This is a genomic window from Veillonella ratti (genome assembly GCF_003992115.1).
GTDB classification, from domain to species: Bacteria; Bacillota; Negativicutes; order Veillonellales; family Veillonellaceae; genus Veillonella_A; species Veillonella_A ratti.
This window is the reverse complement of the sequence record NZ_RQUX01000030.1, coordinates 1-15,042: the sequence shown is the minus strand read 5'-3', so window position 1 is coordinate 15,042 and position 15,042 is coordinate 1. Positions and strand designations below refer to the sequence as shown.

The 15,042-nt window shown below is 44.5% G+C and carries 11 protein-coding genes and 2 riboswitches; of the genes, 5 read left to right on the top strand and 6 right to left on the bottom strand.

Annotated features, from left to right (window positions below; all coding sequences use genetic code 11):
- Positions 1–690 precede the first annotated feature (690 nt).
- Positions 691–868: riboswitch (cobalamin riboswitch) on the top strand.
- 373 nt (positions 869–1,241) lie between these two features.
- From EO124_RS09900 to EO124_RS09885, 4 genes are all read left to right on the top strand, one after another.
- Positions 1,242–3,428 carry a methylmalonyl-CoA mutase family protein gene (locus tag EO124_RS09900; protein ID WP_127059372.1) on the top strand — a complete coding sequence of 729 codons (2,187 nt, stop codon included), beginning with the start codon at positions 1,242–1,244 and terminating at the stop codon, positions 3,426–3,428.
- The gene (scpA, locus tag EO124_RS09895; RefSeq protein ID WP_127059371.1) at positions 3,428–5,611 is read left to right on the top strand and encodes a methylmalonyl-CoA mutase; all 2,184 of its coding nucleotides are present in this window, start codon (positions 3,428–3,430) and stop codon (positions 5,609–5,611) included. The genes EO124_RS09900 and scpA overlap by 1 nt, the downstream gene beginning before the upstream one ends.
- A 4-nt stretch (positions 5,612–5,615) precedes the next feature.
- Positions 5,616–6,779, top strand: coding sequence for a methylmalonyl Co-A mutase-associated GTPase MeaB (gene meaB, locus EO124_RS09890; protein WP_127059370.1), 1,164 nt, complete (start codon positions 5,616–5,618; stop codon positions 6,777–6,779).
- Positions 6,780–6,909: 130 nt separating this feature from the next.
- On the top strand, positions 6,910–7,236 hold the full coding sequence (locus tag EO124_RS09885; protein WP_127059369.1) for a hypothetical protein: 327 nt from the start codon (positions 6,910–6,912) through the stop codon (positions 7,234–7,236).
- Between the two features lie 376 nt (positions 7,237–7,612).
- Here the strand turns inward: EO124_RS09885 and EO124_RS09880 are convergent, their stop codons facing one another.
- The 6 genes from EO124_RS09880 to nikB form a co-directional block, all read right to left on the bottom strand.
- Positions 7,613–8,149, bottom strand: coding sequence for a GNAT family N-acetyltransferase (locus EO124_RS09880; protein ID WP_127059368.1), 537 nt, complete (start codon positions 8,147–8,149; stop codon positions 7,613–7,615).
- A gap of 9 nt (positions 8,150–8,158) precedes the next feature.
- Positions 8,159–8,971 (bottom strand): ABC transporter ATP-binding protein, encoded by an 813-nt coding sequence (locus EO124_RS09875; protein WP_127059373.1) that lies wholly within the window; start codon positions 8,969–8,971, stop codon positions 8,159–8,161.
- 43 nt (positions 8,972–9,014) lie between these two features.
- The gene (locus EO124_RS09870) at positions 9,015–9,830 is read right to left on the bottom strand and encodes an ABC transporter ATP-binding protein (protein WP_127059367.1); all 816 of its coding nucleotides are present in this window, start codon (positions 9,828–9,830) and stop codon (positions 9,015–9,017) included.
- 38 nt (positions 9,831–9,868) lie between these two features.
- Positions 9,869–11,431, bottom strand: a complete 1,563-nt coding sequence (locus EO124_RS09865) for an ABC transporter substrate-binding protein (protein ID WP_127059366.1) — start codon at positions 11,429–11,431, stop codon at positions 9,869–9,871.
- Positions 11,432–11,584: 153 nt separating this feature from the next.
- Entirely contained in the window at positions 11,585–12,409 is an 825-nt protein-coding gene (gene nikC, locus EO124_RS09860; protein ID WP_127059365.1) for a nickel transporter permease, read from the bottom strand.
- Complete coding sequence (gene nikB / locus EO124_RS09855; RefSeq protein ID WP_127059364.1) at positions 12,409–13,347, bottom strand: nickel ABC transporter permease; 939 nt, start codon at positions 13,345–13,347, stop codon at positions 12,409–12,411. Before nikB ends, nikC begins: the two co-directional genes overlap by 1 nt.
- A gap of 178 nt (positions 13,348–13,525) precedes the next feature.
- Positions 13,526–13,712, bottom strand: a riboswitch (cobalamin riboswitch).
- Positions 13,713–13,832: 120 nt separating this feature from the next.
- On the opposite strand from nikB, the gene EO124_RS09850 reads away from it, so the two are divergent.
- Entirely contained in the window at positions 13,833–14,603 is a 771-nt protein-coding gene (locus EO124_RS09850; protein WP_127059363.1) for a sulfurtransferase, read from the top strand.
- Positions 14,604–15,042 lie beyond the last annotated feature (439 nt).

Here is a 15,042-nt window from a genome sequence, read left to right as displayed (position 1 = left end):
CTAGCTCGTTTTCGTTGTTGTCAGCTTAACCGAAGTTATCTGACTTAGAATTTATTTGGTTGGTTTCGACGTTGTCGAAACCCGCACTCTGGCTATGTTCATTTCGTTAAAAATGATTACCTTACATTGTTCAGTTTTCAAAGATCTGCTTTATCGCTTTACCTTAGCGGCTTGCGACAGCTTAATTAGTATATCGCAATCAGTTTATCGTGTCAAGCACTTTTTTAAAATTTCTTTTAAAAAGTTTTGCTACGAAAACGGAAAGAATATACAACACCTTTTTCAAAATAACCCGCTTCCAATTACTTGAAGGCGGTCACTTGATGTCCCGTGATTGAGGACATGAACTATCATACCCTTTTTACCTATGGTTCGTCAACCCCTTTTTACTAAATATTTTTAAGATTTTTAATTAAACACAACAATCCATTAAGCACGGACAACACATGCTTTTATCTCATGTATCACCTTCAACTGCATATAGTAGTTTATAAATAATAATAGTACTTCTAGTAGTATAAATACACTTTAAACCCGCTCCCCACAATTATGTCCCACCGGTTAACTTGCTGTTTATGCATACCGACTCTTCATACATCAGTTATAACTAACCTTTATACGTCGTACCCGTTTAAACCATGCATTTAAATTGACACTCCTATGTTATAAACATATAATAAAATTATAAAATAAATACAGTCCCCTATAGGCGCTTTTTAAGCTTAATAGAGAAGTCGGTGCAACTCCGACACGGTCCCGCCGCTGTGAAGTGGAGTTCCTTTTTAGTATGTCACTGAACATTATGTTTGGGAAGGCAAAAGGAATGATGAAGCTGAGTCAGAAGAACTGCCTAAAGAAGCATGTCGTTATACCCGCGATAGACGGGAAGATATGGTGTGATTCTTTTCGCATACAATCTTACCGTTTTGCAGTCTTGCTGTGAAACGGTATTTTTTTCGAAACTACTTCCTATTGGAGACTGCCCGGTACATCCACTTATATGGCTCTTCGGTAGGAAGTTTTATTATTGTTATAGGAGGAAACAATATATCCCACCGCGTTATTTATGAGACACAGTAAGTAAATCCAACTGCCGCTCGCCATCTCACAGCGCGAGGCTAAGCGACAAAACGGTTTTACCTAATCATAGACGCAACGAAGCCACATAGTGTTGTATATAGCGAATGCATCAATTTCCTTGCATTTCATATTCTATTTGCTATGTAGAAAGGATTCGTACTATGGAACATAAGCAGCAGACTCTAGCCGTAACAAGGCAAAATGGGCACGAGGAATTGCCCGCTGTCACCTTTGACGAGTTTGAAATTCCCAGTTATGACGAATGGCAGGCCGCCGTTGAAAAACTGTTAAAAGGTAAGCCTTTCGATAAGAGTATGTTCACGAAAACTTACGAAGGTATTTTATTTCACCCAATTTATCGTTTAGAGGATCAAAAAGAATTAACCCACCCTTACACCTATCCGGGATTAGCGGATAAGCTTCGCGGCGCTCATGCCAGCGGCTATATCCACACACCTTGGTCAATCGCTCAGCGCTGTGATGGCAAAACCATCAGCGATGCCAATGCCATGGCCGCCTTTGAACTCGCTAAAGGCAGCACTGTTGTGAGCATCACTACCGACAGCTTAACACAACAGGGTATCGACCCTACCGAGGGCGCCAACGAAGCATTTATCGATACCGGTGTTTCTTTAAGCACCGCCGACGATGTAAAAGCGTTGTTAAAAGACATCGATGTTAACAAACATGAAATCGAACTGTTTGGCGGTCCGTCTGCCGTTAATCTCATCAGCGCTGTATCTATTGCCTGCAAAGCAGTCGGCTTGAAATCCGCTGAATTACACGGTGCTATTGCCGCCGACCCAATCGGTTCTTTACTTCGTTTCGGCAAAGTAAATCGTCCGCTCGACGAACTTTATGATGACATGGCTCATACGATTCATTGGGCTAAAGCGCATGCGCCTAATTTAAAAACCGTACTCGTTGATGCCGATGTATATCACAACGGCGGGGCCAACGGTATTCAAGAAGCAGCCTATGCCCTTCACACCGCGTTAACCTATATGCGCGCCATGGAACGTCGCGGCATCGATGTTGATACATTCTGCCGTCACATTCGTTTCCACTTTAGCGTTGGCGCTACCTTCTTCATGGAAATTGCCAAACTCCGCAGCATTAAAATGCTCTGGTCCCAATTGGTACGTCATTGCGGCGGCGACGCAGATGCCCAGCGCATCAATTTGTATGTAAGTACATCCGCATTTTGCCAAACTGTCTATGACCCGTATGTTAACTTATTGCGTGCCGCATCACAGTCCTTCTCGGCTGTAGTAGGCGGTGTTGACGGCATGAACGTGTATCCGTTCGACCATTGTATCCGTCCGAGCGATGAATTCTCCCGTCGTATTGCCCGCAACATCCAAATCATGGAACAGCATGAATTCAACTTCATTCAACCGGTTGACCCGGCCGGCGGCAGCTGGTATCTCGAACCGTTAACGGAAGAGTTCACTGAAAAATCTTGGGCAAAATTCCAAGAGTTGGAAAACATGGGCGGCATTACCGAAGCCATCAAAGCCGGTAAAGTACAAGAAGCCGTTCACGGCATTTTGGAAGACCGCTTCAAGAAATTGGCAACCCGCCAAGACCGTGCCGTTGGTAATAACATGTATCCGAACATGACCGAAGAATTGCTCGAAGTGCCTGAAATCAATAAAGCAGAACTATTGAAACAACGCTTGGCCGAACTTGCCGAACAGCGCAAAGCAGCCGATCAAAAAGCCATCGACGAAGCTTTACAAGTTCTTAAAGAATCCGACTTCAGCGAACCGATGTCGCTTATCGGTGCTGTGAAAACAGCCCTTAACGCCGGCGCTACTTTCGGCGAAATTACAAGCGCCCTCGCCACCGATAGCCAAGGTGAAACAGTTTCACCAATCGAAGCGCATCGCTGGACCGAACGCTATGAAAAATTACGCCGCACGACGGAAGAATTTGTAGCCGAAACAGGCGACAATGTCCATATCTTCTTGGCTAACATGGGGCCTATCCCACAACATAAAGCCCGTGCTGATTTTGTTACATCCTTCATGCAGGTTGCCGCTTTTGATGTAGCCTTAAACAACGGTTTCAAAACAGTGGAAGACGCCGTAGCCGCCGCGCTCGAATCCAAAGCGGACGTAGCCATTGTGTGCTCCACCGACGACACCTATCCGGAACTGGCTCCGGCCGTTACTAAAGGCATCAAAGCACAGCGCCCTGAAATGAAAGTATTCCTCGCCGGGGCGCCATCACCTGAATTAAAAGAAATGTGTGATGCTGCCGGCATGGATGACTACATCAGTGTACGTTCCAACTGCTACGAAACACTGTTACGGATGCAACAAGAAAAGGGGATGATTAAATAATGGCTAAAATACCTAATTTCGCAAATATCCCATTTGCCGGGGCCGAAGCCAATGAGCAAGCGGCTCAAGAATGGCTTACACAGTTAAAAGCTGAAACAGGCAAATCCTTTGATGAAAACTTCTATCGCACGATGGAACAAATCGATGTAGCGCCGCTATATGATCAAGGTGCCTATGCCGATTGTAATCACTTATCCTATATGGCCGGTTTACCGCCATATTTACGCGGACCATACGCTACCATGTATGTAACCCGTCCTTGGACAGTACGTCAGTACGCCGGTTTCTCCACCGCCGAAGAATCCAATGCCTTCTATCGTCGTAATCTTGCGGCCGGTCAAAAAGGCTTATCCATCGCCTTCGACCTTGCCACTCACCGCGGTTATGACTCCGACCATCCGCGCGTAGTAGGCGACGTTGGTAAAGCAGGCGTAGCCGTTGACTCCATCCTCGACATGGAAATCCTCTTCTCCGGTATTCCACTCGATCAGATGTCCGTATCCATGACAATGAACGGCGCCGTTTTGCCAATCATGGCGTTCTACATCTTAGCCGGTGAAGAACAAGGCGTTGATAAAAAAGTTATGGCCGGTACGATTCAAAATGACATTTTGAAAGAGTTCATGGTACGTAACACCTATATCTATCCTCCGGCCGCTTCCATGCGTATTATCGGCGATATTTTCGCGTATACGTCTAAATACATGCCTAAATTTAACAGTATCTCCATTTCCGGTTACCATATGCAAGAAGCCGGTGCTACCGCCGATATTGAATTAGGTTACACCTTGGCTGACGGTCTTGAATATCTCCGTACCGGTACCCAACACGGCTTAACCATTGACCAGTTCGCCCCTCGTCTGTCCTTCTTCTGGGCTATGGGTAAAAACTACTTCATGGAAATCGCCAAAATGCGTGCCGGCCGTATGTTATGGGCTAAAATCGTTAACAGCTTCAATCCGGAAAATCCTAAATCCATGGCACTCCGCACACATTCACAAACATCCGGTTGGAGTCTCACTGAACAAGATCCGTTCAACAATATTACCCGTACTTGTATCGAAGCTATGGCAGCCGCTTTGGGCCATACCCAATCGCTTCATACCAATGCGCTTGACGAAGCCATCGCCTTGCCGACCGACTTCTCTGCACGTATTGCTCGTAATACGCAACTTTATATCCAGGATGAAACCAAGGTATGTAAAGTTATCGACCCATGGGGCGGTTCCTATTATGTAGAATTCTTAACTAACCAATTGATTCGCAAAGCTTGGGCTCATATTCAAGAAATCGAAGAACTGGGCGGTATGTCTAAAGCTATCGACACCGGCCTTCCTAAGATGCGTATCGAAGAAGCGGCCGCTCGTCGTCAGGCTCATATTGACTCCGGCAGCGAAAAAATCGTCGGCGTTAACTATCTGCGCCTAGACAAAGAAGATCCGCTCGATATCCTCGAAGTAGATAATACTACCGTACGCTTGGCTCAGATTGAACGTCTTGAAAAATTGAGAGCTAACCGCGACAACGACAAAGTTCGCCAATGCCTCGATGCCATTACGCATTCCATGGAAACCGGCGAAGGCAACTTATTGGAATTGGCCGTAGAAGCGGCGCGTGCTCGTGCTTCCAAGGGTGAAATTTCCGATGCCGTTGAAAAAGTTTGCGGCCGCCATAAAGCAATTATCCGCTCCATTTCCGGCGTATACAGCAGTGAATTCAGCGATGATGACGTTATCTCCGAAGTTCGTCAGATGACGGATGACTTTGAAGAGCGCGAAGGTCGTCGTCCTCGTATCTTTATCGCTAAAATGGGTCAGGACGGTCATGACCGCGGGGCGAAAGTTATTGCTACCGCCTTCGCCGATATGGGCTATGACGTAGATATCGGACCTTTATTCCAAACTCCGGAAGAAGCTGCCCAAGACGCCGTGGACAATGACGTTCACATCGTCGGCATCAGCTCCTTAGCTGCCGGCCATAAAACACTTATGCCACAGCTTATTGAAGAGCTCAAAAAACGCGGCCGTGAAGATATCATGGTTATCATCGGCGGCGTAATCCCGGCTCAAGATTATGATTTCTTATATGAACACGGTGCCGCTGCCATCTTTGGCCCGGGTACCATTATCCCTGTATGCGCGAAGAAAGTACTCGAATTGTTAAATGAACGTCTAGAGGAGTGATACTATGACGGAACGATATAAACCGTCCTGGGTTCCCGAAGCAGATGATGATAAATTCGCCTGCCGCGTTATGCGCGGCGTCAATGACAGTCCTTTGCGTAATACCTCAAGTACACCGCCTCAACAAACCGGCAAACGACCGGCTAAACTTACCGTCGATGATTATGTGGAAGGCATTTTAAGCGGCAATCGCATGATGTTATCCCGTGCCATTACCCTCATCGAAAGTAACGCAGCCGCCCATTTTGAAATGGCGCAACAAGTTATTAAAAAGGTTTTGCCATACACCGGTAAAGCAACGCGTATCGGCATCACCGGGGTACCGGGCGCCGGTAAGTCCACCTTTATCGAATGTCTCGGTACCAAACTTTGCCAAGAAGGTCATAAAGTGGCCGTTTTGGCGGTCGATCCGTCCAGTACCGTAACAGGCGGCAGTATTTTGGGTGATAAAACTCGTATGTTTACCTTATCACGGCAGGAAAACGCCTTCATTCGTCCGTCCCCTTCGGGGGGGACGCTGGGCGGCCTCACCCGTAAAAGCCGTGAAACCTTACTCCTTTGTGAAGCAGCCGGCTATGACACGATTCTCGTCGAAACCGTCGGGGTCGGTCAAAGTGAAACCACCGTGCGCTCCATGGTCGATTTTTTCCTGTTAGTCGTACTAACCGGTGCCGGTGATGAACTGCAGGGCATGAAAAAAGGGGTTATCGAGCTCTCCGATGCCATCGTGGTCAATAAAGCGGACGGCGACAATAAACCGAAAGCCCTGATTACGAAATCGGAATACAATCGTATTCTCCATTTCTTACGGCCTGCCACGGAAGGCTGGACTACCAAGGCATACACTTGCTCGGCGTACACCGGCGAAGGCGTTATGGAGCTTTGGCATGATGTTATTGAAAAATTCATCGAACAGTGCCAAGCCAACGGCGTCTTACAGGAGCGTCGCAAACAGCAAACTATGTCGTGGGTGTACTCCATGGTGGAAGAGCATCTTCACAATTTATTCTATCGGGCACCGCGTATCATGGCCTGCAAAGACAGCGTGGAAGACCTTGTCCTCCAAGGTGAATTGACACCGACCTTAGCGGTGCAGCAGCTAATTAATACATTTATTGAAGAAAAATTAGAGCCTATCGGATCTAAAAATAATCCGATATTGAAATAGGTACAAAACCTATCACACGGCTCGCCCTAATATCCTGAGGCCGGCACAAGTGCAGTAGCGCCTTGTGTTCGGCCCTTACAGGACCTTACAACGCCTTACAACCGGAATCCACAGAAAGGAGGCCATCCGATTGACCACACAAAATCAAGAAAATGACTACAAAGTGCCTCAAGGATTACTCGACCTTGTATCGCGCCGTTATAATGTGGAAATTATCGACAGCCACTATATTTTGGTGGACGATAAGTTCAACCGTTATAACATTATGTATGATATTCGCTTACCCCAAACCGTACAGACAGCGCTTCGCTCGACGTACGGCCCTAACGATACGGCTATGCATGTTAAATGGGAATTTATAGAGTCAACTAATAGCGTGCGCTTTTATTCGGAGATTGGCAACAATATACTCCTCCTCTTAGATAGCGTTATGCCCACAAATGACAATGCTATTTAAGTGTTTATATAGCTGACCCCTTAAAACATTACTCACACCCCCAACGCTACTTTATAGTTTTCATTGTGCACGGCCCATAAGAAAAGCGTAATGCAGAGATTCATTTCGAATCCAATTGCATTACGCTTTTTCTTTTTATGTATTTAATTGTGTATATTCACTTATGTTTTCTCTTGTATATTCACTTGTGAATAACTTATTTTTCACCGACTCAAACACTGACCTGTGGATAAGTCATGTTTTTCGGTGGATAAGTAGTGGATAACCTGTGTTTATTTGTGTATAAACAAGTGATTCTCGGTGTATAAGTCACCCTATTTCAGTGGATAACTTTTTACATTATAGCCGAATTACGCCCTGTTTACACCGGACAAGGCTATACCAACTCTTTGCTGAGCCAAATAGTATGCCATTCATCCAACATATCATAGAACTCTATATAACCGTGCCGCTTCCAGAAGGCACAGCCTTTTGTAAGGAATTTATGCGTATTCAGACATAAATGAGTATAACCAAACTCTTTGGCTCTTGCTTCCAGTACCTCATAAATCTGACGTCCATAACCGGAACTTTGCGCGTTCGGGGAAATATATACACGTGATATATAACCCCAAAGCGATTCATCCACGCAATGAGGCGGACGGCGATGATGAGCTTCCAAGGGGCTTATGCAACCTGTGCCTACGACCTCGCCATTTTCATAAAGTACGTAGAAAGAACTTCGCTTATCGGGCGAGTAATGTTCAGCTAATTGTAAAAAATATTTATTATGCTCACTATCTAACGGCCTTTTATAATGCAAATGCATCTGCTCGACTAAAAATTGATAAATCGGCTCCCGCGGCGTATCAGGGGTAATCAGTTCTATACTTGCCATACCTTCTAAATCAGCCTCCAAATACCTACTACTCATTGCTACTTACTATACTGTTACCGGATTGCGATGCTCGGTCACTTCAAATACAGCTGCCAGTAATTTACGCGTATATGGATGTTTAGCTTCCGTTAAATGTTCAGCGGAGATAGCTTCCACCACTTCACCGTTATACATAACAACTACACGATGACAGATACTGCGAATCAAGGCAATGTCATGAGCAACAAATAAATAGGTTAACTGTTTTTCCTTCTGTAATTTAACGAGCAATTTTGCAATCGAGTCCTGTACAGACACATCAAGGGCAGAGGTAGCTTCGTCAAATACAACAATATCCGGCTCCAATACTAAGGCACGGGCAATAGCTACCCTTTGACGCTGACCGCCACTCATTTCATGAGGATAGCGTTTGGCAAAAGTACCGTTAAGGCCAACCAATTCCAAGTACTTGGTAGCGATAGCCGTTGTTTCGCCTTTTTTCAAAAGGCCGAAATTATACAAAGGTTCACAAATAATATCTTCAACTGACATACGCGGGTCAAAGGCCTGCGAGGAATCCTGGAATACCATCTGAATCTTACGGCGTTGTTCGCGCTTTTCTTTAGCGGATGCTTTAGAGATTTCCACGCCATTTAAGTAGATTTCGCCGCCGGAAGGAGTCGTCATTTGCATGATCATCTTCATAAGCGTACTTTTACCGGAGCCGGATTCACCAACAATCCCCAGCGATTCGCCGCGCCATAAGGCCCAGCACACTTCTTTACAAGCTTGCAAGGTACCGCCGTTAGGTAACGAGAAGTTTTTACAAAGACCTTTGACTTCCAAAATCGGAGTGCCTACGCCATCGGCTGCCGCCATTGAAGTATGAGTGCCGTAATTTTCAGTATAGGCTACGGCTTCCTTATTCAACTGTGTCGACATAGCGTGTCCCTCCTAACGTCGGTACGGCTTCCAATAACTGCTGAGTATAGGCGGAATGTTCTTTGAAAAGAACATCGTCGCGTGAGCCGTAATCTACCACTTTACCTTGCTGCATAACCATGATTTTATCCGCCATATGAGCGGCTACCCCGATATTATGAGTTACCATGATAATGCCGGTGCGACTCTTCTGACAAAGCCGCATCAATTCATCTACAATCTGAGCTTGCGTTGTCACATCAAGCGCCGATGTCGGTTCATCGGCCAGTAACAAGTGTGGCGTGAAAGCCATCGCCATAGCAATCCCCAAGCGCTGACGTTGACCACCGCTCAATTCAAAGGGATAGCGTTTTAAAAAGTCTGTATCCGCCGGTAAGGATACCATTTTCATTAACTCGATGGCTTTTGTTTCCGCCGCCCCCTTATCTAAATCACTGTGGCGACGAATATGAGCGATAAACTGCTTGCCGATAGTTTGAATAGGATCCATAGCACTACCGCTGTCCTGGAAGATCATGGAAATATCGGTGCCCCGATATTTCCGCCATTCTTCTTCAGACCAATGAGCAATGTCTTGACCACGATAATGAGCTTGACCGCCCACTACGTGACCACCTACGGACAATAAGCCGATTAACGCACGAATTACAGTGGTCTTGCCACTGCCGGACTCACCTACAATAACCAGAATTTCGCCTTCTTCTAAGGAAAACGTAACGTCTGTCACAGAAGGCGCCGCTTCACCATAGGCTATGCTCAAATTATTTACTTCTACCAGTGCTGCCTCCCGTGTCATATCGTTTGCGCACATCCTTTCGTATTGCTTATACAAAATTATTTAGAAATATCGTTCGTAATCCAATAGTAATCGGATGGGAACATAACTACACCTTTAAGAGCTTTATTGGCAATAATATTGGTCATTGGGTAACCAAGGTATAAAGCAGCACCGTCATTCAAGAGAATCTGCTGCGCTTCAATAATTAATTGTTTACGAACAGCCGGATCAAACTCGGTGGATAAAGCATCTAACTTAGCATCGAATTCAGGGTTGCTGTAACCGGAACCGTTTTGCGGGTTATCGCCGTTAACATTAGTTTTCCAGTACCATTTAAGGAATGTTTCAGGGTCACCGGTATTAGCCGTTACGATATTGGAGATAAGTAAATCATAATCGCCGTCGATACCCATTTTATCAATCAAGGTATAGTCAACCGTTTTAATCTTAACGTCTACGCCCACTTTGCGAAGGTCAGCCTGTACCGCTTCAGCGAAGATAGGTAATTCCGCACGGCTGTTATAAACTACGAAGTTAACGGACAACGGACGGCCGTCTTTATCGAGGATTCCGTCGCCATCAGTATCTTTCCAGCCAGCTTCCGCCAATAATTGTTTGGAACGATCCGGATTGTAGGCATTTGGATCTGTTAATTGGTTAAAACCGTAATCCATGGATGGTGGAATCGGTGCTTTACCCGGAATGAAGGTACCTTTTAAGAGTACGTCCGCATAGTTTTGACGGTCCGTAGCGCTGATAAAAGCGGCGCGAACTTTAGGGTCACCCAATAAACCTTTTTGGTTAATACGGGCCAATACTACGCGCAAGGAAGCAATTTCATCAACTTGGAATTTGTCATTGCCTTTGAAAAGATCGATTTCGCCCGGTCCGATGTTAACAGCCATATCCACTTCACCGGATTGTAATGCCATAGCACGGGTATTTGAATCTTCGATGGAAGGTACTTCTACAGTTTTAAACGGTACGGTACCATTCCAGTAGTTTTCGTTGGCTTTTAATACAGATTTATCTTTGCTGTACGAAACAACGGTGTACGGGCCGGTAGCAATCGGACCTTCTTTAGCAAAGTTACGTCCGTCTTTTTCAGCCTGTACGTCAACAACGAGGAATAACGGATCTGCTAATAAACCAGGCATATTAGGCATAGGTTTTTTCGTTTTAATAATTAAATCCTGACCGTTAGCTTCAATGGAATCATATTCGAAGAAGGTTGTAGCACGTTTAGCTTTAGCAAAGGCACGCTCAATGGATTCTTTAACTTCAGCAGCTGTTACTTTTTTGCCGTTAGAGAATTTAGCCTTATCATCGATGGTAAATGTCCAAGTCAATTTATCATCGGCTAACGACCATTTAGATGCTATCCAAGGTTTAGCTACCATGGATTTGTCAAACTTGGTAAGCGTTTCACCAATACCGTAACGCATAACTACCCAAGCATAGAAGTTATCGGTAGGCTCTAACGTATCCGCAAAGTTGGTTACCCCAACTTTTAACACATCTTTGTTCTCCGCCGAATCGCTGCCGCAGCCGGCCAAAAGCGACGCCGCCAATACCACGCCTAAGCCACCGAGTAAGGCTTTACGCCAGAATTTTTTCATAATAACATTCCTCCATAAAAAAACCTTTACAAATTAACACACAGTTTGATTAACACTAACACTCAAGATGAATTTATATAAATCCCTAACGGGTATCATCTGACAAAATATAAATAGGAAATTCTCCCATTAACCTATATAGAGCTTCCGGCCTTAGCCTCTGTTTTGACGCGGATCCAAAATATCACGCAAGCTGTCACTCCAAAGGTTAAAAATAGATACTACAATGAGAATCGCCGCACCCGGGAAGATCATGAGCCACGGCGCCAATTGTAAATATTGACGACCTTCATTGAGCATTAAGCCCCATTCCGGTGTCGGCGGTTGTGCCCCGAAACCGAGGAATGAAAGACCGGCTACTTCCAGCATCATAACGCCAAGGTCCATACTAGCTGTAACAACGACAAGTGGCATAATGTTTGGTAACACGTGGCGACGCAAGATAACGGCCGACGTACCGCCACTCATAATAGCGGCTGCTATGTAATCTTCCTGACGAACTTTAATAACAAGACTTCGCACCAGGCGAGCATATTTAGCCCAACCTACAATAGTCAAAGCTAAAATCGTATTGCCCACACTACCGCCCATAATACCGGCAATAGCGATGGCAAGCACAATGCCCGGAAATGAGATCATAATGTCACAGAGACGCATGAGCACCATTTCAACTTTGCCCCCGAAATAACCGGCCAAGGAACCTACCAAAGTACCGATGGACGCCACCAACACAACGATGGTAAAGCCCATGAACAACGATAAACCGGTACCATAAATGATACGCGACAATACGTCACGACCTAATTTATCCGTCCCAAACCAATGGGTAGAACTCGGCGCTTTTAAGGCATTGCCTAAATTGGAAGCAAACGGATCATTTGGTGTAAGCCATGGTGAAAACAAAGCTATCAATACGACCAATAAAACTAAGGATGTGTAGAAGGAGAAAGCTTTATGTGTTCTAATAAATTCTTTCATTATTTACTCCCCCTTCTCAATCTAGGATCCAACAAGGTGTACGAGTAATCGATAATACCGTTAATTAACATGTACGCAATAGAGGCCCAAAGCACGAAGCCTTCAATGAGAGGATAATCACGGAAGGTAATCGCCTGTACGGCCATTTTACCAAGCCCCGGCCAAGAGAATACCATCTCTACAACCGCAACCCCACCTAATAGCCAACCCATAGACATGCCGAATATGGTAAGTAATGGTAAAAAGGCATTCGGCAAAATATGTTTAAACATGATTTCCGTATTCGTCATGCCGCGAGCTCTGGCACCTACGGCGTAATCTTTATTGATTTCTTCCAACACTACCAAACGTACCTGACGCATGAATTTGGATATCAATGTAAATGCCAAAGTAAAAGCCGGTAAAATTGCGTTTTTTAACGACACGGTAGCCGTCGCAATCGGAGCAATGCCTAATTTATAGCCAAAAATGTAGAGTAACATGAGGCCGAGCCAAAAGGCCGGTATGGAAATGCCGATAAAGGCAATGCCCCTAAAAAGATAGTCAGGCCATTTATTTTGGTAGATAGCAGCAATAACCCCCATGGGGACAGCGATTACCAGTAACATGACTATCGTCACACTGGCTAACATGAGTGTACCCGGCAAGGCCTCCATCATCTTATCGACAACCGGCTTTTTAGCCGAATACGACATGCCGAGATCTCCTTGTACCGCATGACTCAGCCAATTACCATATTGTACCAAGAACGGTTTATCCAGTCCCAATTCCTTCCGCGTATGATCAATCAGTTCCTGTGAAACCATGGTATCCGCGGTTTCCAAAATCATGAGCACAGGGTCGCCCGGCGCCAGAAAACTTAAACTGAAGGTTAAAAACGTAACCCCAATTACCGTTACCAACACCTGCCCCAAATGCTGCAGTGTTTTTTTAAACATTCCTGTCCCTCCCTAATATAGCTCTAGCCTATTCTAATCAAAACATCGTTTTTCATAATCCCTTAATGGCCAATTAATAGCAAAAAATGCAATAAAAAAACTCACTCTTGAAAGAGTGAGTATGCAAAACAATTTTTAGTCAAATTAACCCCATAACACATCCCATTAACTATGTGCATCAGTCAATTTGTTATAAGCAGGCTTTCTGGCTCATGAATCATCGTCTATTTCCAGCCTTCCCAGTTTCCCAGTGACTCCTTAATAAAATAAACTCCTCATTTACAGCTGTTTCCAGCATAGGACTTACACCTATTTTCCTCTTAATATCGCTCGGCATACCCGACACTTACAACACTTGTTCGTTATAGAATTAGTAAGAGTATATTATTCAAATCTTGAAAATAACTTCCTTTATCACTCATATGTTAGCTTATTTACTATAAATGTGTCAATAAGAAGTCATGAATTTTAGACCATTTTAGGCGATTTTAGATGTACGCGGTGATAAAGCTTATGCTGCAGGGCACATTGAAGGCGCCTTTGTCATTAATTTAGACGGTGATTTATCCGGTCCCGTTGAACAACATGGTGGTCGTCATCCGTTACCAAACATGGTTGAATTTGCTAAAAAAATGGAACGATTTGGCATTACTAAAGATAGTACGGTCGTTATTTGTGACAGCTGGATTTTTTTAGCCGGTCGACTTTGGTGGATGCTCAAATACATCGGCTTAGACGATGTAAAAGTATTGGAAGGCGGCATTGAACGATGGGTAAAAGAAGGTCACGGTTTGACAACAGAGTCTACTGCCTTGCCGGCTGAGACAGACAAACTTGAGTATCGTTTACAACCTCATATGCTTATGAGTCGTGCCGAAGTTTTGGCAGCCAGTGAAAACGGTGACCACATCATCGTTGATGCTCGTGCCGGTGAGCGCTATAGCGGTAGTGTTATTGATACGATGGATGGTATGACCGGTCATATTCCGACGGCCGTTAACTATTATTGGGAAGATTGCTTTACTGCTAACGGCTTAAAATCTGAAGCAGAGTTGAATGAAATGTTCAAAGATTTGAAAACGACTAAGACACCAATTGTAACCTATTGCGGCTCCGGTATTACGGCTTGCCTTGCTATGCTCGCCATGAGCGAAATTGGTATTGAATCCGCTCTTTATGTGGGCAGTTCCAGTGATTGGGTAACCTATGAAAACTTCCCGATTAAAACCGGTTGTGAGTTTGTGAAGCGTGTTTAATAACTGTTAACTATCCAATCTTCTATAAAGAAAAAGCCACTGCCTACCGGCAGTGGCGGTTGACCAACATCCTAAATGTTGTAGTCAGTTCACTACCTAAAATATAACATAGTGATTCTAAAAAGTAAAGAAAGTATAAATCCCTTAACTCCGTTTCTTTTTTCTGTATTCTTCCGACTGAAAATAGGCCCTTCGAATCATTTCAGGACTTTGTTCAGATGAATTATAATATGGCTCCCTGTTTTCTCGAACAACGATTTCGGCATTTACTGGTGTATTGTATTCCCCAAAAAACAATATAATCGGCGCCTTATCTTTGTTCTTTCTCACTAACAACATCTCCTTTACATTAGTATTTTTATCATAAATTTAGTGAAGAGAATAATTGATATTTACTTGTGTTTTGAGTTTTCGTTAATTAAACAATAACTATAAAAAA

Bases quoted from the DNA above. Each gene is read 5' to 3' on its own strand.
- EO124_RS09900 (WP_127059372.1), top strand. From the start codon at position 1,242: ATGGAACATAAGCAGCAGACTCTAGCCGTAACAAGGCAAAATGGGCAC.
- scpA (WP_127059371.1), top strand. From the start codon at position 3,428: ATGGCTAAAATACCTAATTTCGCAAATATCCCATTTGCCGGGGCCGAA.
- meaB (WP_127059370.1), top strand. From the start codon at position 5,616: ATGACGGAACGATATAAACCGTCCTGGGTTCCCGAAGCAGATGATGAT.
- EO124_RS09880 (WP_127059368.1), bottom strand. From the start codon at position 8,149: ATGAGTAGTAGGTATTTGGAGGCTGATTTAGAAGGTATGGCAAGTATA.
- EO124_RS09875 (WP_127059373.1), bottom strand. From the start codon at position 8,971: ATGGCGGCAGCCGATGGCGTAGGCACTCCGATTTTGGAAGTCAAAGGT.
- EO124_RS09870 (WP_127059367.1), bottom strand. From the start codon at position 9,830: ATGACACGGGAGGCAGCACTGGTAGAAGTAAATAATTTGAGCATAGCC.
- EO124_RS09865 (WP_127059366.1), bottom strand. From the start codon at position 11,431: ATGAAAAAATTCTGGCGTAAAGCCTTACTCGGTGGCTTAGGCGTGGTA.
- nikC (WP_127059365.1), bottom strand. From the start codon at position 12,409: ATGAAAGAATTTATTAGAACACATAAAGCTTTCTCCTTCTACACATCC.
- nikB (WP_127059364.1), bottom strand. From the start codon at position 13,347: ATGTTTAAAAAAACACTGCAGCATTTGGGGCAGGTGTTGGTAACGGTA.